16 protein-coding genes and 1 tRNA gene are annotated in these 18,730 nt (G+C 52.9%); 11 read left to right on the top strand and 6 right to left on the bottom strand.

The genetic code is table 11. The features are described from left to right. Nucleotides 1–8 precede the first annotated feature (8 nt). Nucleotides 9–779: an amidohydrolase gene (locus tag KXR87_RS15775; RefSeq protein ID WP_437433166.1), complete on the bottom strand. Its 771-nt coding sequence runs from the start codon at nt 777–779 to the stop codon at nt 9–11. 107 nt (nt 780–886) lie between these two features. Then, nucleotides 887–3,331 (bottom strand): acyl-CoA dehydrogenase FadE, encoded by a 2,445-nt coding sequence (gene fadE / locus KXR87_RS15770; RefSeq protein WP_437433165.1) that lies wholly within the window; start codon nt 3,329–3,331, stop codon nt 887–889. A gap of 246 nt (nt 3,332–3,577) precedes the next feature. Here fadE and lpcA point away from each other — a divergent pair, with 246 nt between their 5' ends. Further along, a complete protein-coding gene (gene lpcA / locus KXR87_RS15765; RefSeq protein ID WP_437433164.1) occupies nt 3,578–4,159 on the top strand; it encodes a D-sedoheptulose 7-phosphate isomerase in 582 nt (193 codons plus the stop codon). A 100-nt stretch (nt 4,160–4,259) separates the two neighbouring features. Further along, the gene (locus tag KXR87_RS15760) at nt 4,260–5,027 is read left to right on the top strand and encodes a class II glutamine amidotransferase (protein WP_437433163.1); all 768 of its coding nucleotides are present in this window, start codon (nt 4,260–4,262) and stop codon (nt 5,025–5,027) included. On the opposite strand, the gene dpaA is transcribed toward KXR87_RS15760, so the two are convergent. After that, on the bottom strand, nt 4,998–5,735 hold the full coding sequence (gene dpaA, locus KXR87_RS15755) for a peptidoglycan meso-diaminopimelic acid protein amidase (RefSeq protein WP_437433162.1): 738 nt from the start codon (nt 5,733–5,735) through the stop codon (nt 4,998–5,000). The two genes, KXR87_RS15760 and dpaA, sit on opposite strands and share 30 nt — an antisense overlap. A gap of 303 nt (nt 5,736–6,038) precedes the next feature. On the opposite strand from dpaA, the gene dinB reads away from it, so the two are divergent. Continuing rightward, nucleotides 6,039–7,094, top strand: coding sequence for a DNA polymerase IV (dinB, locus tag KXR87_RS15750; RefSeq protein ID WP_437433161.1), 1,056 nt, complete (start codon nt 6,039–6,041; stop codon nt 7,092–7,094). 2 nt (nt 7,095–7,096) lie between these two features. After that, nucleotides 7,097–7,558 carry a GNAT family N-acetyltransferase gene (locus tag KXR87_RS15745; RefSeq protein WP_437433160.1) on the top strand — a complete coding sequence of 154 codons (462 nt, stop codon included), beginning with the start codon at nt 7,097–7,099 and terminating at the stop codon, nt 7,556–7,558. Between the two features lie 78 nt (nt 7,559–7,636). Here the strand turns inward: KXR87_RS15745 and pepD are convergent, their stop codons facing one another. Next, nucleotides 7,637–9,094: a cytosol nonspecific dipeptidase gene (gene pepD, locus KXR87_RS15740; protein ID WP_437433159.1), complete on the bottom strand. Its 1,458-nt coding sequence runs from the start codon at nt 9,092–9,094 to the stop codon at nt 7,637–7,639. A gap of 258 nt (nt 9,095–9,352) precedes the next feature. Between pepD and gpt the strand changes: the two genes are divergently transcribed. From gpt to crl, 3 genes are all read left to right on the top strand, one after another. Beyond that, the gene (gene gpt / locus KXR87_RS15735) at nt 9,353–9,811 is read left to right on the top strand and encodes a xanthine phosphoribosyltransferase (protein WP_437433158.1); all 459 of its coding nucleotides are present in this window, start codon (nt 9,353–9,355) and stop codon (nt 9,809–9,811) included. Between the two features lie 105 nt (nt 9,812–9,916). Beyond that, complete coding sequence (gene frsA, locus KXR87_RS15730; protein ID WP_437433157.1) at nt 9,917–11,161, top strand: esterase FrsA; 1,245 nt, start codon at nt 9,917–9,919, stop codon at nt 11,159–11,161. Nucleotides 11,162–11,218: 57 nt separating this feature from the next. Next, nucleotides 11,219–11,617: a sigma factor-binding protein Crl gene (gene crl, locus KXR87_RS15725; RefSeq protein WP_437433156.1), complete on the top strand. Its 399-nt coding sequence runs from the start codon at nt 11,219–11,221 to the stop codon at nt 11,615–11,617. Nucleotides 11,618–11,687: 70 nt separating this feature from the next. On the opposite strand, the gene KXR87_RS15720 is transcribed toward crl, so the two are convergent. Further along, on the bottom strand, nt 11,688–12,761 hold the full coding sequence (locus tag KXR87_RS15720) for a porin (protein WP_437433155.1): 1,074 nt from the start codon (nt 12,759–12,761) through the stop codon (nt 11,688–11,690). Between the two features lie 298 nt (nt 12,762–13,059). Between KXR87_RS15720 and proB the strand changes: the two genes are divergently transcribed. The 4 genes from proB (at nt 13,060) to KXR87_RS15700 (ending at nt 17,648) form a co-directional block, all read left to right on the top strand. Further along, nucleotides 13,060–14,163: a glutamate 5-kinase gene (gene proB, locus KXR87_RS15715; RefSeq protein WP_437433154.1), complete on the top strand. Its 1,104-nt coding sequence runs from the start codon at nt 13,060–13,062 to the stop codon at nt 14,161–14,163. Between the two features lie 11 nt (nt 14,164–14,174). Continuing rightward, nucleotides 14,175–15,428 (top strand): glutamate-5-semialdehyde dehydrogenase, encoded by a 1,254-nt coding sequence (gene proA, locus KXR87_RS15710; RefSeq protein WP_437433153.1) that lies wholly within the window; start codon nt 14,175–14,177, stop codon nt 15,426–15,428. A gap of 116 nt (nt 15,429–15,544) precedes the next feature. Beyond that, a tRNA-Thr gene (locus KXR87_RS15705) sits at nt 15,545–15,620 on the top strand. Between the two features lie 87 nt (nt 15,621–15,707). Continuing rightward, on the top strand, nt 15,708–17,648 hold the full coding sequence (locus tag KXR87_RS15700; RefSeq protein WP_437401788.1) for a tyrosine-type recombinase/integrase: 1,941 nt from the start codon (nt 15,708–15,710) through the stop codon (nt 17,646–17,648). A 123-nt stretch (nt 17,649–17,771) separates the two neighbouring features. Here KXR87_RS15700 and KXR87_RS15695 read toward each other — a convergent pair whose 3' ends face one another. Next, complete coding sequence (locus tag KXR87_RS15695) at nt 17,772–18,104, bottom strand: NIPSNAP family protein (protein WP_437433152.1); 333 nt, start codon at nt 18,102–18,104, stop codon at nt 17,772–17,774. Between the last annotated feature and the right edge of the window lie 626 nt (nt 18,105–18,730).

Genomic DNA, 18,730 nt, shown 5'->3' with positions numbered 1-18,730 from the left:
GGGAAACCTCATCCGATCGTAAACGGATCAGCATCCTGCCAGGCGGGGAACTTCTCGCGGTACTCTTTCAGCGACGCCAGCGACAGCTCGGCGTCAATACGCGTCGCCTGATGCGGCTCAGCGGTGGCAATGACTTCACCCTGTGGGTTAATCACCCGGCTGTCGCCACGATAGTGGTGCCCGTTACCATCAGTCCCCACACGATTACACCCGGCCACATACGCCTGGTTTTCTATCGCACGGGCCACCAGCAACGACTGCCAGTGCAGTGAACGCGGCGCTGGCCAGTTGGCCACATACAGCGCCAGATCGTAATCATTGCGATTGCGCGACCAGACCGGGAAACGCAGGTCATAACAGACCAGTGGCAAGATACGCCAGCCACGCCATTCAAATACCACGCGCGCGTTGCCGGCTTCGTAGTGATGATGCTCATCGGCCATGCGGAAGAGGTGGCGCTTATCGTAGAAATGAACCTGACCCTCAGGCTCGACCAGCAGGAAACGGTTAACCGCACCGCGCTCGCTTTGCAGAGCGGCGCTGCCCGCAATCAGCGCATTGGTCTGCCGGGCTTTGGCTTGCATCCAGGCCACCACATCCTGCTCAGGCAGAGACTGTTTTGCCGCTTCCATAGCAAAGCCCGTGGTAAACATCTCTGGCAGGATGATGACATCACGCCCGGTAATCTCTTCCAGTTGACGATCGAAGTGGCGCAAGTTCGCCGGACCATCCATCCAGACCAGCGGTTGTTGTAGTAACGTTAATTTAAAACCCGGCATGATTAAGCTCTCCTGAAACAGCATTTTTACACTGTAGCATGAGAAAATGGGGGGCTGGGGGAATAAAAAAACCCCGCACGAGGCGGGGTGTGGGTTCATCAGCGGTTTCAAGCCGCCTGTGGCTTACGCAGGTTTTCCGCAGGCTTTACCGGCCGTGTGGCCAGCTCCTCCGGCTCAAAATCATCCACATTGATGCTACGCAGACGGCTGATTTCGGCTTTATGCAGAATGTCGGCTTCATCCTGATTGATAAGCCCGCCTGCCAGCGCCTCTTTTGCCAGCGCATCGAGACGTGTAAACGGCAGGTTTTTCCCCAGCTCTTTACAGATACGCTGGTGAATCGGGTCAGCGGCCATCACATCCAGCAGTGCCTCTTCCAGCAGGCCGACCGGGTTATGTTCGCTTGGTGCCAGATACTGACCGCGACCAATACGCGAGCGGGTCGCGCACGGCGTTTGCAGAATTTTCGCTACCTGATGGTCCAGATTATCGGACGGCGCAAGGTAGTGACGCCCGGTAGGGAAAATCATCGCCCGTAGCAGGCCCGCGACAATGCGGTTCGGGAAGTTCGCCAGCAGATCATCTATCGCTTGTTCAGCTTTATAGAGCGCATCCTGCACGCCCCAGTGCACCAGCGGCAGATCCATCTCGTTGCGTCCTTCGTCATCATAGCGTTTCAGAACGGCTGAGGCGAGGAAGGTCTGGCTCAGAATGTCACCCAGACGGGCCGAAATGCGTTCACGACGCTTCAGGCTACCGCCCAGCACCGCCATCGACACGTCAGACAACAACGCCAGGTTGGCACTCAGGCGGTTCAGATGCTGATAGTAACGTTTGGTGGCGTCATGGGTTGGCGTGGCGCTGGAGAGCCCGCGAGTCAGGCCCAGCCAGAAGCTGCGCACGGTGTTGCTACCGACATGACCAATGTGTTTAAACAGCAGCCTATCAAAGGCATTCACATCGTTGGTTTGTGCGGCAGCCATCTCTTCAAGCACATAGGGATGGCAACGAATCGCCCCCTGACCGAAGATCATCATGCTGCGGGTCAGGATGTTCGCCCCTTCGACGGTAATGGCGATAGGCGATCCCTGGTAGGCACGCGCAAGGAAGTTACCTTCACCAAGCATGATGCCTTTCCCGCCTGCGATATCCATCGCATCAATGATGGATTGCTGTCCCCGGTGGGTACAGTGATACTTCACGATAGCGGAGAGCACCGCCGGTTTTTCACCGAGCATAATGCCGTAGGTGATAAGCGACGCGGCGGCATCCATGACATAAGCATTCCCCCCGATGCGCGCCAGCGGCTCTTCAATCCCTTCCATCTTGCCGATAGCCACTTTGAACTGACGGCGGATATGGGCATAAGCACCAATCCCCAGTGCCACAGATTTCAGGCCGCCTGTTGAGTTAGACGGCAGCGTAATGCCGCGGCCAACCGAGAGACATTCAACCAGCATACGCCAGCCCTGACCGGCCATTTTCGGGCCGCCAATAATGTAATCAATCGGCACGAAGATATCCTGCCCGCGCGTCGGGCCGTTCTGGAAGGGCACGTTAAGCGGGAAGTGACGACGACCGATCTCCACGCCAGGCGTGCTGGTAGGGATGAGAGCACAGGTAATGCCGAGCTCTTGCTCACCGCCCAACAGTTTGTCCGGGTCGGAAAGTTTAAAGGCCAGTCCCAGCACCGTCGCGATAGGTGCCAGCGTAATGTAACGCTTGTTCCAGGTCAGGCGCATACCCAGCACCTGCTCACCCTGCCAGTCGCCCATACAGACGACGCCGGTATCCGGGATTGCACCGGCATCAGAACCGGCCTCCGGGCTGGTCAGCGCGAAGCAGGGGATCTCCTGCCCACGGGCCAGACGCGGCAGATAATGATCTTTTTGCTCCTGCGTGCCGTAGTGTTGCAGCAGTTCGCCCGGCCCTAAAGAGTTCGGCACCCCTACGGTAATAGCCAGAATGCCGGAGACGCCGGAGAGTTTTTGCAGTACGCGAGACTGGGCATAGGCCGAGAATTCCAGCCCGCCGTACTCTTTTTTGATGATCATCGCGAAGAAGCGATGCTCTTTCAGGAAGGCCCACAGTTCCGGTGGCAAATCCGCCATCTCATGGGTTATCTGGAAGTCATTTGCCATACGGCAGGCTTCTTCTACCGGATCATCAATAAAGGCCTGCTCTTCCGCCGTGAGGCGCGGTTGGGGGTAGTTATGCAGCTTTTTCCAGTCCGGGTTACCACGGAACAGGTCACCTTCCCACCAGGTAGTGCCCGCATCAATGGCTTCTTTTTCGGTGCGGGACATCGGCGGCATGACTTTACGGAAGCCACGGAACACCGGGGAGGAAATCAGTGATTTGCGCATTGAAGTGACGTTGAACGGCACAAGGATAATGGCCAGCGGCACCAGTACCCAGATTGACCACAGGCCGGACGCACCGAGAAGGGCAGTCCATGCCAGCAGGATTGCGCTGCTGAGCAGCAAATTAACCCGGTGGTAAAACAGCACCCCGAGCAGAACGATTGTTGCGAGAAGACTCAAAATCATCATAGAGAAAAGCTCCCTGGCTTGTAGGAGGTCTGACCACTTGTGATGATATGGTTTTAGTGGATGTTATTTCTTTTAGCAATGCGTTTACAAAATAATTACAACCTGGTTCACATTGTTGAGGTGAATAGTGGCACGAATAACGAAAACACCGGGTGATAAGTATGGCTTTAGCTTCTCGCTACTGATCCTATCCGGTAAACTGCGCTCGAGAATTTACATTCATACTGCTTACTGAAGGATCTCCTCATGTACCAGGATTTGATTCGTAACGAATTAAACGAAGCCGCCGAGACGCTGGCTAACTTCCTCAAAGATGACGCCAATATTCATGCTATCCAGCGTGCGGCGGTGCTGCTGGCAGACAGCTTTAAAGCCGGCGGCAAAGTGCTCTCCTGTGGTAACGGTGGTTCACACTGCGATGCCATGCACTTCGCCGAAGAGTTAACCGGTCGTTACCGCGAGAACCGTCCTGGCTATCCGGGTATCGCCATTTCTGACGTCAGCCATCTCTCCTGCGTAAGTAACGACTTTGGCTACGATCACGTCTTCTCGCGTTATGTTGAAGCGGTCGGTCGTCAGGGCGATGTGCTGCTTGGGATCTCCACCTCCGGTAATTCGGCCAACGTTATTAAAGCGATTGACGCGGCGCGCGCGCAGGGCATGAAAGTCATCACCCTGACCGGGAAAGACGGTGGGAAAATGGCGGGCAGCGCGGATGTCGAGATCCGTGTGCCGCATTTTGGTTATGCTGACCGCATCCAGGAAATTCACATTAAAGTGATTCATATCCTGATCCTGCTTATCGAAAAAGAGATGGAAAAAGCCTGAGAAGGCCAGGTTATCTGCCCGTTTGCAACGGTCGTTCGCGTTCAGACGGGCCGCAACAATAACGCCTTCTCGCTTTTGAGATGTTTTGTGGAGGTGATGTATGTGCGAATTGCTCGGGATGAGCGCCAATGTGCCGACCGATATCTGCTTTAGTTTCACCGGTCTGGTCCAGCGTGGTGGCGGCACCGGTCCGCATAAAGACGGCTGGGGAATCACCTTTTATGAAGGCAAGGGCTGTCGCACCTTTAAGGACCCACAACCCAGCTTTAACTCCCCCATTGCGCGCCTTGTGCAGGAATACCCGATAAAATCCTGCTCGGTGATAGCCCATATTCGTCAGGCGAACCGCGGCGAAGTGGCGCTGGAAAATACCCATCCCTTTACCCGTGAGCTGTGGGGCCGCAACTGGACTTATGCCCATAACGGGCAATTGACGGGCTATAAGAGTCTGCAGACCGGCAATTTCCGCCCGATTGGCGAGACCGACAGTGAAAAGGCGTTCTGCTGGCTGCTGGATAAGCTGACGACCCGTTACCCACGCACGCCTGGCAATATGGAAGCGGTGTTTAAATACATTGCGACGCTGGCGACAGAGCTGCGTGAGAAGGGGGTGTTCAATATGCTGTTGTCGGATGGGCGCTACGTCATGGCGTTCTGCTCAACCAACCTGTTCTGGATCACCCGACGCGCCCCCTTTGGCGTGGCGACGCTGCTGGACCAGGATATTGAAATTGATTTTCAGCGGGAAACCACACCGAACGATGTGGTCACCGTGATTGCCACGCAACCGCTGACAGGCAATGAAACCTGGCACAAGATCATGCCAGGTGAATGGGCGTTATTTTGCCTCGGGGAGCGTATAGTTTGACGCCAGCTGCGGGTGAACCACTTCGTGGCTCAGCGGCTTGCTGACCACATAGTTCCCGTCTACCACCGAAACTACCGGCGGCTTGCGCGTCTGTTCGAAGAAGTCATATCCCGGTTTGAGCTGCTGCCAGAATTTGGCAAAAGTCGAATATTTGTGGCGCTGCATATTCGCATCAGTCATACGGAACGGGTAAATGCTTAACTGGACCGTTGGCTGACCAAATACCAGTGCCGCAGTCACGAACTGGAAGATCTCGTCGATTTGTGAGTCCGTCATCGCGTAACAACCGATAGACACACATGCACCGTGGATCATCAGGTACTTACCTTCATAACCATGGGCACGGTCATAGGCGTTCGGAAAGCCAATGTTGATGGCTTTATAGAAACGGCTGTCCGGCTTGAGCTGGCTACGCTGAACGGAATAAAACCCTTCCGGACTTTTGAAATCACCCTGACGCTGCTTCGGACCCAGGCCGCCGGAATAATTGCAAATTTTATAGCTACTCAGAAGCTGGTACTGCTCGCCCATTTTGACGTAAAGATCAAGGGTACGCTCTTCTTTGAAGATCTGGATATAAACCGGCGACCCCATCAACTGCTGCTTGTATTCTTTGCTGATCGGCGTTGTTGAACTGTTGCTGGATAAACCGGCAAACGAGACGCACGGAATCAGAAGCATCGCAATAAATAATGCGATTTTGCGCATACTGCTTGTTTCCTTGATATAGCGGATACCACATTGCCAGGACGGCAAAAAGAGACCCGGAAATCAGATTTATCTGCTTCGGGCGCGCTCACATTAGCATCACGGTAGTTTTTCGCAAGCCGGAAAGTGGAGTTTTTACATTGCTTTTTTTTCCCCGCTGCCCCGCTGAATTATTGTCAGATAAAAACCCCTTCAATTACAACATGCCGGGGCATACAGAGGTGAACGCGGCAGTTTTTTCGGTAACTTCTCGTTTCTGATTAATATGCTGTATACTTATCCAGTGTTGGAAAGGGTGAGCTTATGCGTAAGATCATACATGTCGATATGGACTGCTTTTTTGCGGCGGTGGAGATGCGAGACAATCCTGCTCTGCGGGATATTCCGATCGCCATCGGCGGCAGTCGGGTTAAGCGCGGTGTGATCAGTACGGCCAACTACCCGGCACGGAAATTTGGTGTACGCAGCGCCATGCCAACCGCTATGGCACTAAAACTCTGCCCGCATCTCACCCTGTTACCCGGTCGCTTTGATGCCTACAAAGAGGCCTCAAACCAAATTCGTGACATCTTTTCGCGTTACACCTCCCTGATTGAACCTCTGTCCCTTGACGAAGCCTACCTTGATGTGACCGACAGCCCGCACTGCCACGGGTCCGCGACATTAATGGCTCAGGAGATCCGCGAAACCATTTTTCGCGAGACGCAGCTTACCGCTTCAGCGGGTATCGCCCCGATAAAGTTCCTGGCGAAGATTGCCTCTGATTTAAATAAACCGAACGGGCAATATGTCATTACCCCGGCCGACGTACCGGCATTTTTACGCACGCTGCCACTGAGTAAAATTCCCGGCGTGGGCAAGGTGTCAGCGGCAAAACTGGAAACGTTAGGGTTGCGTACCTGCGAAGATGTGCAAAACAGCGATCTGGCGATGCTGCTTAAACGGTTTGGGAAATTCGGTCGGGTATTGTGGGAGCGAAGCCAGGGCATTGATGACCGGCAGATCAGCAGCGAGCGGCTACGTAAGTCCGTCGGCGTTGAACGCACCTTACTGGACGATATTTACCAGTGGGAAGAGTGCGAAGCCATTATCGAGAATCTTTATGCTGAACTGGAGCGCCGTCTGTTAAAAGTGAAACCCGACCTGCTGATCGCCAGGCAGGGGGTGAAACTGAAATTTGCCGATTTTCAGCTCACCACACAGGAGCACATCTGGCCGCGTCTTAACAAAGAGGATTTGCTGGCGACGGCGCGTAAAGCCTGGGATGAACGCCGCAGTGGTCGCGGCGTGCGGCTGGTAGGCCTGCACGTGACCTTGCTTGATCCGCAAATGGAGCGACAGCTGGTACTGGGATTATAATCATGCTGGAAATAAGAACTTATCAAGAAAGGGATTTTGACGACCTGTGCGAAATATTTCTGCGGGCGGTCACTGAAACAGCCAGCCGCGATTATTCGCCGCGCCAGATTGCCGCCTGGGCGCAGATAGATGCGTCACGCTGGCAGGAAAAATTAACGCATTCTACGGTGCGTGTGGCGGTATCAGACCATCGCCCGGTGGGCTTTATTACCGCTATTGAACGTTATATTGACTTACTTTTTGTCTCGCCGGAATTTACTCATCAGGGGGTCGCCAGTGCGTTGTTGGATGCACTCATTGTTCTGCTTCCTGACGGAATGATCACCGTCGATGCCAGTATTACCGCGAAGCCTTTTTTTGAGCGTTATGGGTTTCAGGTTTTGCAGCAACAATCGGTTGAGACACGCGGAGTGCGGTTCGTGAATTATCATATGGCGCGACAAAAAAAGCCGGATGTCGCGTGAATAGACGACTTATCCGGCTCAGGTCTGAAGCAGAAATCGCAGGCCGGATAAGCAAACGCCCTCCGGCTTTTTAGCGCATTACTTCGCGGGAATGGCTTTCAGCAGCTCGGTCAGCAGCGTCCAGTACTGGCCAACGCTCTCAATATGAACCTGCTCATCCGGGGAGTGCGGACCGGTGATGGTTGGCCCAATAGAGACCATGTCCATGTTCGGATAGGGTTTTTTAAACAAACCACACTCCAGACCGGCGTGGATAATCTGGATGTTCGGCGTCTTGTTAAACAGACGCTGATAGGTCTCACGCACCAGATGCATGACCGGGGAGTTTGCGTCCGGCTGCCAGCCAGGATAGCCGCCTTTCGGTGCGGTTTTCGCCCCCGCCAGATGCCCCAGGGACTCCAGCATGCTCACCACGTAATCTTTGCCGCTGTCGATAAGGGAGCGGATGAGGCAGATGATTTCGACGCTCTCATTCTGCATGGTGACCACGCCGACGTTCAGGGAGGTTTCCACCACGCCTTTCGCCACGTCTGAATTACGGATAACACCGTTTGGCGTGGCGTTCAGTAGCTGAATGAATGCGTCACGGGAGGCCGGGGTCAACGCCTGTTTATCCGTGGTGACGGTATCAAGCAGAACCACCAGATTCTTCTCTTTGATTTCCAGTTCGTTTTTCAGGATGCCCTGATAGGTTGCCGCCAGCGTTTGCAGCTGTTCGGCTTTATCCGCCGGAACGGCGACGGTGGCGAAGGCCTCACGGGGGATGGCGTTACGCAGGGTGCCGCCGTTGAAGTCCACCAGTTGCAGATTCAGTTCTGCAGCATGACCGACCAGGAAACGGGCCAGCAGCTTATTCGCATTGCCTAGACCTAAGTGGATATCCCCACCGGAGTGGCCGCCTTTGAGCCCTTTTAGCGTCAGTTTGAACGTCCGGGAGCCAGCAGCAATCGCTTCGCGAGAGAGCGGCAGGGTGGTAATGAAATCAATACCACCGGCGCAACCCATATAGATTTCGCCTTCTTCTTCGGAGTCGGTGTTGATAAGAATGTCGGCCTGCAGCCAGTTTGCCTGCAGCCCGAACGCACCGTCCATTCCGGCTTCTTCGGTCATTGTCAGCAGCACTTCCAGCGGGCCGTGCTCGACGCTGTCGTCCGCCAGGACCGCCAGTGCGGAGGCCATACCGATGCCGTTATCCGCGCCCAGCGTGGTGCCGCGGGCTTTTACCCACTCGCCATCAATGTATGGCTGAATCGGATCTTTGGTGAAGTCGTGTTCGGTGTCGTTGTTTTTCTGCGGCACCATATCGAGGTGGGCCTGCAGTACCACTGGTTTACGGTTTTCCATCCCTGCGGTGGCCGGTTTGCGCAGCAAAATATTGCCGACCTGATCGCGCTCTGCATGCAAGCCTTTTTCTTTCGCCCAGCTCATCACATGCTCAGCAAGCTGCTCTTCATGGTAAGAGGGGTGGGGGATGGAACAGATTTTGGCAAAAATATCCCACAACGGCTGTGGCGACAGTTGAGACAATTCAGACACGATGAGTCTCCTTCGATAGGCCTGCGAAACAGACGTTGCAGGCCATTGGGTTAAATAAACGGACATCACAAGACAGGCTTGCGAGATGGTCCTGAGAATACCACTTAATTCCCCTCCTGTTAGTACGCGTCGCGTAAAAAGCCCTATTGATGCCGGGTAGCACTGGTTTTTAGCGCGTCAGATCTCTATAATCTCGCGCAACCTATTTCCCCGTAGAACACTTTTTAAGCCGTAGATACACAGGCTGGGACACTTCACATGAGCGAAAAATACGTCGTCACCTGGGACATGTTGCAGATTCATGCACGTAAACTGGCAAACCGCCTTATGCCGTCTGAGCAGTGGAAAGGCATTATCGCCGTTAGCCGTGGCGGTCTGGTTCCGGGGGCGTTACTGGCCCGCGAACTGGGTATTCGTCATGTTGATACCGTTTGCATCTCCAGCTATGACCACGACAATCAGCGTGAGATGAAAATTCTTAAACGCGCAGAAGGTGATGGTGAAGGCTTTATCGTCATCGACGATCTGGTAGATACCGGTGGTACTGCGGTTGCCATCCGCGAAATGTACCCAAAAGCCCATTTCGTGACCATTTTCGCGAAACCTGCAGGTCGTCCGCTGGTTGATGATTATGTGATTGATATTCCTCAGGATACCTGGATTGAGCAGCCGTGGGATATGGGCGTGGTCTTCGTACCGCCGATCTCCTCACGTTAATCACACCGTTGCACTCCTCCAACGCCTGGCTTTGCCGGGCGTTGTTCATTTTAGCGCTAAGCGGGTTACAATAGTCTCAGTGACGTACTCATGGAGGCTGCGTAAATGGCACAAGCTAACCTCAGCGAAACCTTATTTAAACCCCGGTTTAAGCACCCGGAAACCTCAACTCTGGTGCGTCGGTTTAACCGGGGCACACAACCTCACATCGACTCCGCCCTGGATGGCAGTAATGCCCCGCAGTGGTACCGGATGCTCAACCGTTTGATGTGGGTCTGGCGCGGTGTGGACCCGCGCGAAATCATGGACGTGCAATCCCGCATCGTGATGAGTGACGCCGAGCGTACCAGGCCGGATCTTTACGACACGGTAGTGGGGTATCGGGGTGGAAACTGGATTTACGAGTGGTCAACTCAGGCGATGCTCTGGCAGCAGAAGGCAAATCAGGAGCAGGATACGACCCTGAGCGGTCGCCACTGGCTGCATGCTTCCAACCTTTACAGCATTGCCGCCTACCCGCACATCAAAGGCGATGCGTTGGCCGATCAGGCGCAGGCGCTGGCGAATCGAGCCTATGAAGAGGCGGCGCAACGCCTGCCGGGTAAAATGCGCGAAATGGAGTTTGCTATCCCTGGCGGTTCACCGGTGACAGGTTTTTTGCATATGCCTGAGGGCGACGGGCCGTTCCCGACCATCTTAATGTGCGGCGGTCTGGATCATCTGCAGAGCGATTATTACACCTTGTATGAGCGCTATTTTGCCCCGCAGGGCATGGCGATGCTGACGCTGGATATGCCCTCTGTTGGCTTCTCATCCAGGTGGAAGCTGACGCAGGACTCCAGCCTGCTGCATCAGCATGTGTTACAAGCGCTGCCCAATATTCCGTGGGTCGATCATACCCGGGTTGCCGCGTTTGGCTTCCGCTTTGGCGCAAACGTGGCGGTTCGACTGGGCTACCTTGAGTCGCCCCGGCTGAAGGCCGTGGCTTGTCTGGGGCCGGTTGTCCATGCGCTGATGGCTAACCCTCAACTGCTGGGGCGGATCCCGGAGATGTATATGGATGTACTCGCCAGCCGCCTTGGCATGCATGATGCGTCCGACGAGGCTCTCTATATTGAATTGAATCGCTACTCCCTGAAAACGCAGGGTCTGCTGGGCCGCCGATGCCCGACGCCGATGCTCTCAGGTTACTGGAAAGACGATCCTTTTAGCCCGGAAGAGGAGTCACGTTTAATCACCTCGTCATCTGCAGACGGTAAGCTGCTGGAGATCCCGTTTAAACCGGTTTATCGCAATTTTGATAAGGCCCTTTGCGATATCACGGGGTGGATCAGTAATCGATTACGTTAATAGATTGCTAATTTCTATTTGTTTGGTAAAACAGTTGCATCATAAAAGGAGATCGCAATGACGTTACCGAGTGGACATCCGAAGAGCAGACTCATAAAGAAGTTTACCGCGCTTGGCCCCTATATTCGGGAAGAGCAGTGTGTCGATAATCGCTTTTTTTTCGATTGCCTGGCCGTATGCGTCAATGTAAAGCCAGCACCTGAAAAACGCGAGTTCTGGGGCTGGTGGATGGAGATGGAAGCGCAGGAGGACCGCTTTACTTACAGCTACCATTTCGGGCTGTTTGATAAAGAAGGGGAATGGAAACCCACCACGATTAAAGATTCAGAAGTCACCGAAAGGCTTGAAAAAACGCTGCGAGATTTTCATGGTCGGGCACGCGACATGCTGGCGACGCTTGAACTGAAACTGGAGCCTGCGGAGAACTTTGCTGACGACGTTAAACTCAGCGCCTGATCTGTTCCAGAGCCGGATAAAAGCAAAACGCCCTTCAGAGATGAAGGGCGTTTTTTTATGCCAGCCTGACTTAGAACTGGTAAGTCACGCCCACTGCAACCACGTCGTCGGTGCTGATACCAACCAGACGGGTGAAGGCATCTTCGTCGATCTGGTTAATTTTGTAATCAACCATTGCGGAGAAGTTTTTGTTGAAGTAGTAAGTTGCGCCCACATCGATGTACTTAACCAGATCCTGGTCGCCGTAACCTTCGATGTCGTGGCCTTTGGTCTGTACGTAGCCCACGGACGGACGCAGACCGAAGTCGAACTGATACTGCGCAACCGCTTCAAAGTTGTCAGCAGTGTTAGCAAAACCGCGGCTTCCAATCGGGGTCATGTTTTTCGATACGCCGTACATGGCAGCCAGGTACACGCCATTTGAGTCAAACTTCACGCCAGTGGCCCATGCTTCCGCATTTTCGCTGCCGAAGGCAAACTGCTGCGCTTCCTGAGCAATGGTACGGTCAGACTTCGCGTAGGCACCCACTACGGTGAACGGGCTGCCGCCGAAGTTGTAAGACAGAGAACCACCGAAGCCGTCGCCATTCTGTTTGGAGGCAGAACGACCAGATTCGTTTTTACCCTGGTACTGCAGGCCAAGGTTCAGGCCGTCAACTGCGCCGAAGAAGTCGGTGTTACGGTAGGTTGCAACGCCAGTGGTACGTTTGGTCATGAAGTTGTCGGTACGGGTCAGTGAATCGCCGCCGAATTCAGGGAACATATCGGTGACCGCAGCTGCGTCGTACAGAATACCCAGGTTACGACCGTAATCGACTGAACCCAGCGTTTTCACCTTCAGACCAGCAAAGGCCAGACGGGTTTTCTGAGTGGAGTTGCTTTCGTCCGCATTGCCGGCGAATTCCGTTTCCCAACGACCGAAACCGGTCATTTGATCGTTGATCTGCGTTTCGCCTTTGAAACCCAGACGCGCATAGGTTTTGTCACCGTTCTGAGAAGCATCGTCGCTCATGTAGTGTTGAGCTTTGATTTTGCCGTACAGATCCAGTTTGTTACCGTTCTTGTTGTAGATTTCCGCGGCTTGTGAAGATGCAGAAACAACGCCAACGCCAATCATCATTAATGCCAAAGTAGTTTTTTTCATTATGTTTCCTGATTTATTTTTAATTAACGCGCTTCGATTCACCGAGCGTCGCCGCTCACTTGAAAAATTCAGGTGAGTTTTTAACGTCTGTGAATTAAAGATTTATGACAATTCTTATTTATTTTTTAGAAACCGTGTTTTATCTGGTCTGTAATAAAAACGTCAAGTTTTGTAAGTAAACTTTCTGATTGGCCTCAAGGAAATTCTTATGTTGTGAAAAGTCACAGTTGGAAGTTGCTGCCGATCCTGTTACAAAGGCTGTTTCCTTTTTTTCTTACACGTTGAACGGCAGAGAAACATGAGTGACAGCCAGACGCTGGTGGTGAAACTAGGCACCAGTGTGTTAACCGGGGGCTCACGCCGCCTGAACCGCGCCCACATCGTTGAACTGGTGCGCCAGTGCGCGCAACAACACGCCGCAGGGCACCGCATTGTTATCGTTACCTCTGGCGCCATTGCCGCCGGGCGTGAGCACCTGGGTTACCCGGAACTGCCCGCCACTATTGCCTCCAAACAGCTGCTGGCTGCCGTGGGCCAAAGCCGCCTGATTCAACTCTGGGAACAGCTTTTCTCTATTTACGGCATCCATATTGGGCAAATGCTGCTAACCCGCGCAGACATGGAAGACCGGGAACGTTTCCTCAACGCCCGTGACACCCTGCGGGCACTGCTCGATAACAATATTGTTCCTGTAATAAATGAAAACGATGCTGTTGCTACGGCTGAAATCAAAGTTGGCGATAACGACAATCTTTCCGCGCTGGCGGCTATTCTGGCCGGAGCCGATAAGCTCTTATTACTGACCGATCAGCAAGGTCTCTTTACCGCCGATCCGCGTAACCACCCGGAAGCTGAACTCATCAAAGACGTCTATGGCATCGACGATGCGCTGCGTGCAATCGCAGGGGACAGCGTTTCGGGCCTTGGCACCGGGGGTATGGGCACTAAGCTACAGGCTGCCGATGTTGCCTGCCGCGCGGGCATCGAAACGGTGATTGCAGCAGGCAGCAAACCGGGCGTGATTGGCGATGTGATGGAAGGTACACCGGTCGGGACCCGTTTTCATCCTCAGGCCTCTCCTCTTGAGAACCGTAAACGCTGGATCTTTGGCGCGCCCCCTGCGGGCGAGATAAGCGTGGATGAGGGAGCTACCGCGGCCATCCTGGAGCGGGGGAGTTCATTGCTTCCTAAAGGGATTAAAAGCGTGACAGGTAACTTCTCCCGTGGTGAAGTGATTCGTATCCGTAACCTCGAAGGCCGTGATATCGCTCACGGCGTCACCCGTTATAACAGTGACGCATTGCGCCGTATTGCCGGTCATCACTCACAGCAAATTGATTCCATCCTCGGCTATGAGTACGGGCCGGTCGCTGTGCATCGTGATGACATGATCATCCGTTAAGGAGCAGAAGTATGCTGGAACAAATGGGCATGGCTGCCAAAGCCGCGTCGTACAAACTGGCGCTGCTTTCCAGCCGCGAAAAAAACCGCGCGCTGGAAAAGATGGCTGACTATCTTGAGGCGAGGACCGAAGAGATCCTGCTCGCAAACGAGCAGGACGTGCTGGAGGCTCGTCGTAATGGCCTGAGCGATGCAATGCTTGATCGTCTGGCGTTGACCCCCGCCCGTTTGAAAGCGATTGCCGACGACGTGCGACAGGTCTGTAGTCTGGCCGACCCGGTAGGGCAGGTTATCGATGGTGGCCTGCTGGACAGCGGCCTGCGCATTGAACGTCGCCGTGTGCCGCTCGGCGTAATCGGTGTGATTTATGAAGCGCGCCCGAACGTGACCGTAGATGTCGCTTCGTTGTGCCTGAAAACGGGCAACGCAGCGATTCTTCGCGGCGGGAAGGAGACCTGGCGGACCAACGCCGCGACGGTTAACGTGATTCAGCAGGCGCTGGAAGAGTGCGGTCTGCCAGCCGGTGCGGTGCAGGCCATTGAGAGCCCGGATCGCGCGCTGGTCAATGAAATGCTGCGCATGGATAAATACATCGACATGCTCATTCCGCGTGGCGGGGCAGGTTTGCATAAGCTGTGTCGCGAACAGTCCACCATTCCGGTTATAACCGGCGGTATCGGCGTATGCCATATCTTCGTCGATGATTCCGCTGAGATAACCCCGGCGCTGAAGATTATCGTTAACGCCAAGACGCAGCGCCCAAGCACCTGTAACACGGTTGAAACCTTGTTGGTGCATCAGAGCATCGCAGAAAGTTTCCTGCCTGCACTGAGCGCGCAGATGGCGCAAAGCGGCGTGACGCTGCATGCGGATGCGCCGTCGCTCAGAGTACTCCAGTCCGGCCCGGCTTCGGTTGTGCCAGTTAAAGCGGAGGAGTATGACGATGAGTTTCTGTCGCTTGATCTCAATGTGAAAATGGTGGCCGATCTGGACGATGCTATCGCGCACATCCGCGAGCACGGTACCCAGCACTCTGACGCCATCCTCACGCGTACCCTCAGCAATGCAAACCGCTTTATTAATGAAGTGGACTCATCCGCTGTGTACGTTAATGCCTCCACGCGCTTTACCGACGGCGGTCAGTTTGGCCTTGGCGCAGAAGTGGCGGTCAGCACCCAGAAGCTGCACGCCCGCGGCCCGATGGGGCTTGAAGCGCTGACCACCTATAAGTGGATTGGCTTTGGCGATGATACTATTCGTGCCTGAATAACCGCAGGGTGATGCAAAAGTAGCCATTTGATTCGCAAGGGCATTGACGCATCACTCTGTTGGATCTACTCTTTTGCCCCGTGGTTCACTATCGTGAATCCGCCCCTCTCAGGGCCGATATAGCTCAGTTGGTAGAGCAGCGCATTCGTAATGCGAAGGTCGTAGGTTCGACTCCTATTATCGGCACCAGTCACTTCTATCTTATTGATTTAATTAATATTAAATTCATTCAGAGTGAAATCGTGTAGCCTCTACTACATAGAGGTCATACAGCCGATGGCTCAACGTGATAATCTGTATCGCCGTAGCAGCGGTATTTATGTTGTCCGTATTGCAGTTCCCGCCCGATACCGTCTCTACACGGGACAGCGTGAGATTCACGCTTCAACAGAAACAAACGACATCAGAAAAGCGAGAGCGATTGCCGCAGGTTTATTGGTTGTCTGGCAGCGATGTCTGGGTGAGTATCAAAAATTGGATAGAGAAAAGTTGGTAAGCAGTGCGCCTGCTTTGGCTGGCGAAGGAATGATCAGCCTCGCTGAATTTTGCGGTTTAACGAGCGCTTCCCTGCAACAAGTGGCGCAGCGACTACTTGATACGAATATCCCACTTTTTTGGCTTGCTGATGGGCGTCCTGCCTACTATGTAGAAGATCTTTCACTCGTTGATAAGGATGATCCTGAGGCTTCAGGATTTATCATCGATAGTGCCATTAACATCGGGATCAGAGGCTCTCTGAGCGGTTATGTTCAGCCCTTGGTTTCATCACGTATATTACGTCAGATGATCGCTGGCGAGCCGCTGGATGCAGAAACCGCATTTAAATCTTCAGAGGCTTCATCCAAAGCCGCTTGGTTCGTTGACTTTCCCGGTGTCGAAATCTCGCCTAATTCATTGATGATTCATCGTGTTCAAGCCGAGCGCTTACGATTATTTTGGCTGTCACATAGCACCGCAGTTTCTCCAGTCATGCCAGAGAAACCAAAAGCAATTACCCCTGTATTATTGCCCTCATCGATACCGGATAATGAATATGTAAATCGTAAATACTACTCAGTGAAAATGAGCGAGTTATGTGAAAAATATATTCGCTACAAGCGCGGGGGGAAATTCACGGAAAAGGCAGAGAATCGAGTCCGGGAAGGTTTTGGCTTACTCCTTGAAGTCATGGGTGATTCAACGCTTGAAAAAGTTGACCGTGACTTCCTCCGTAAGTATGAGAGCTTACTAAGGTCGATACCTGCAAGGCGCGATCTGGCGAAAATAAGATACAAAATCAATGATGCTCATGAATTGATTGCCAAGGCAAAAGAGAATGGCGACCCCCTAATGAGCGATAATGCCGTTCGTAAATATATGCGAATTCTCTTCGAGGCTTTCCAGTGGGCTGATGGAGAAGGCATTTTTATTAAGTCTCCTGCGAATAAATTCTTTGCACCTGTTGAAAATGAAAAGATGGATCAGGATTTCAAATCTGATTTCACTGATGAGGATTTAAACGCTATTTTTGGTATGCCTTGGTATAAACGTGGGACTGTCGATAAAAACAGTCAGGGGCAATTCCATCATTATCGTGCATTTCATTACTGGCTACCGCTAATTGGTTTTTTTACCGGCGCGAGGATAAATGAGTTATGTCAGCTTTATCTTGACGATATTAAGCAGGATGCTGTCGGTTTTTATTTCTTCGAAATTAGCAATGAGCGTGCAGATCAGTCGCTAAAAACTATTCATTCGCGACGGAAAATACCGTTGCATCCGACATTGATCAAACTTGGATTAGTCCGCTATTGCGAAGCATTGAAGAAAGCAGGCCATGAACGTTTATTTCCCGAGCTTCCTTACCACCCTGTAAAAGGATATGGCGATAAGGCTTCGGACTGGTTTAATCGCTCGTTGCTCAAAGAGCGGTTAGGCTTTGAAAAAGGCAGCAAGAAATCTTTCCATTCATTCCGCCACACCTTTTCTACAAGACTTAAACAAGCTGGAATCGACAGCGAGACGCGTGCGCAGTTTGTTGGACATATCCGCGGTTCTGGCGAGACAGAGAACCGGTATAGCAAAGATCATCCGCCAGCAGCCCTCTATGCTGTGCTTGAGAGCGTTACGTTAGGGCTACCGGAAGTTGCTCCATTTGTTTGCGAAGATGGTGTAGATGCGGTAGCTGATGCGCTACGGATTAAGCAGAGCAATAAATCGCGAAAAGAACCGCAATAGCCTGAATTTCTCTCTTGCTCTAACGCGCTCAGAACTGTTCTGGCGCGTTTTTTATTAAGGGTGGTGGATTTCATAGTGCTGAATTTGGAGACGCTCAAAACGCGTTTGGTGAAGCCATATGACCTACGATTGCACCCGCAGCCCGTTCACACTTTCCGTCGGGAGGCTGATCACTGTTTTCGTGCAGGTCTCTATGCTGCCAATGATGTCTTGACGTGGGCCATTGCGCCAGTCATCACTCGCATAAAAGGCATCAAGAGCCGCAGCCATGCTTTCAACACTGTCAAAGGCGCGGATCAGGTAATAGCAATCCGGGTCATGAAGCGAGTTGCCAAACGAAACAACATCGATCCCGTGGCGGCGGTGTAGGGGAACGCTGATTTCCTGCATTATGGCGTGAAAAGCGGCACCGCTGCCTTTGCGTAAGGTGTATTGCAGTATTTCGACGGTTCTCAAGCGTTATCTCCGTGTTGCCCTTGGGCGGCTCCTAGTTGATAGCAATAAAGTAAACCGGACTGGGCCATGAAGCTACTGCTAATCAGACAGTCATCCGTAAGCAGAAGCTGCGATATGCGGTTCAAACGCGCTGTAAGGCTCTCTGGCGAGTGTTTTAAAGAAGGTAGTCGAAATCATAGTGCAGAATTCGCGGCGCTCTCTTAGAGTGACTGGCGAAGCCAGTTGAAACAAGCGTAGCGGAGTTCGAGCAATCAATGAGAAATCTGGGCGAGCTTTAGCTTTACCGCGTCGCTTAACTTTGGAGGCTGATTGCCTCTATAAGGACTGTCTCACCGCCACGGAAATTTTCGGATGCAATGCTTAAGAGGGGCGCTTCCAAACCTAGGAGAACCACTTTTTCGCACCCAACTTATCCGGCTGCATTTACACCGCGAACACGTTGAAGGTTAGCAGCTTCTGGTTCGTGTTTGGTTGTTACGCAGGAGAGGTAAAAACGGCAGGTTTACTTTTGACGGGAACGCCATAAGACACCAAACAGCAGAGAAGTGTAATTGTTAAAAATGTTAAAACATAACTTGTTCTTTAAGATGTAAACCCTTCCTCGGGGGGGAAGCCGGACATATCAA

The organism is Yokenella regensburgei, assembly GCF_051486985.1.
GTDB lineage: Bacteria > Pseudomonadota > Gammaproteobacteria > Enterobacterales > Enterobacteriaceae > CBFFRJ01.
The sequence above is the reverse complement of the archived record's forward strand: the minus strand, read 5'-3'. Positions and strand labels throughout refer to the sequence as shown.

Excerpts from the sequence above, each read along its gene's own strand:
- dinB (WP_437433161.1), top strand. The coding sequence starts at position 6,039 with ATGCGTAAGATCATACATGTCGATATGGACTGCTTTTTTGCGGCGGTG.
- KXR87_RS15720 (WP_437433155.1), bottom strand. The coding sequence starts at position 12,761 with ATGAAAAAAACTACTTTGGCATTAATGATGATTGGCGTTGGCGTTGTT.
- gpt (WP_437433158.1), top strand. The coding sequence starts at position 9,353 with ATGAGCGAAAAATACGTCGTCACCTGGGACATGTTGCAGATTCATGCA.
- fadE (WP_437433165.1), bottom strand. The coding sequence starts at position 3,331 with ATGATGATTTTGAGTCTTCTCGCAACAATCGTTCTGCTCGGGGTGCTG.
- KXR87_RS15745 (WP_437433160.1), top strand. The coding sequence starts at position 7,097 with ATGCTGGAAATAAGAACTTATCAAGAAAGGGATTTTGACGACCTGTGC.
- KXR87_RS15700 (WP_437401788.1), top strand. The coding sequence starts at position 15,708 with ATGGCTCAACGTGATAATCTGTATCGCCGTAGCAGCGGTATTTATGTT.
- crl (WP_437433156.1), top strand. The coding sequence starts at position 11,219 with ATGACGTTACCGAGTGGACATCCGAAGAGCAGACTCATAAAGAAGTTT.
- lpcA (WP_437433164.1), top strand. The coding sequence starts at position 3,578 with ATGTACCAGGATTTGATTCGTAACGAATTAAACGAAGCCGCCGAGACG.
- dpaA (WP_437433162.1), bottom strand. The coding sequence starts at position 5,735 with ATGCGCAAAATCGCATTATTTATTGCGATGCTTCTGATTCCGTGCGTC.
- frsA (WP_437433157.1), top strand. The coding sequence starts at position 9,917 with ATGGCACAAGCTAACCTCAGCGAAACCTTATTTAAACCCCGGTTTAAG.
- KXR87_RS15760 (WP_437433163.1), top strand. The coding sequence starts at position 4,260 with ATGTGCGAATTGCTCGGGATGAGCGCCAATGTGCCGACCGATATCTGC.
- proA (WP_437433153.1), top strand. The coding sequence starts at position 14,175 with ATGCTGGAACAAATGGGCATGGCTGCCAAAGCCGCGTCGTACAAACTG.
- KXR87_RS15775 (WP_437433166.1), bottom strand. The coding sequence starts at position 779 with ATGCCGGGTTTTAAATTAACGTTACTACAACAACCGCTGGTCTGGATG.
- proB (WP_437433154.1), top strand. The coding sequence starts at position 13,060 with ATGAGTGACAGCCAGACGCTGGTGGTGAAACTAGGCACCAGTGTGTTA.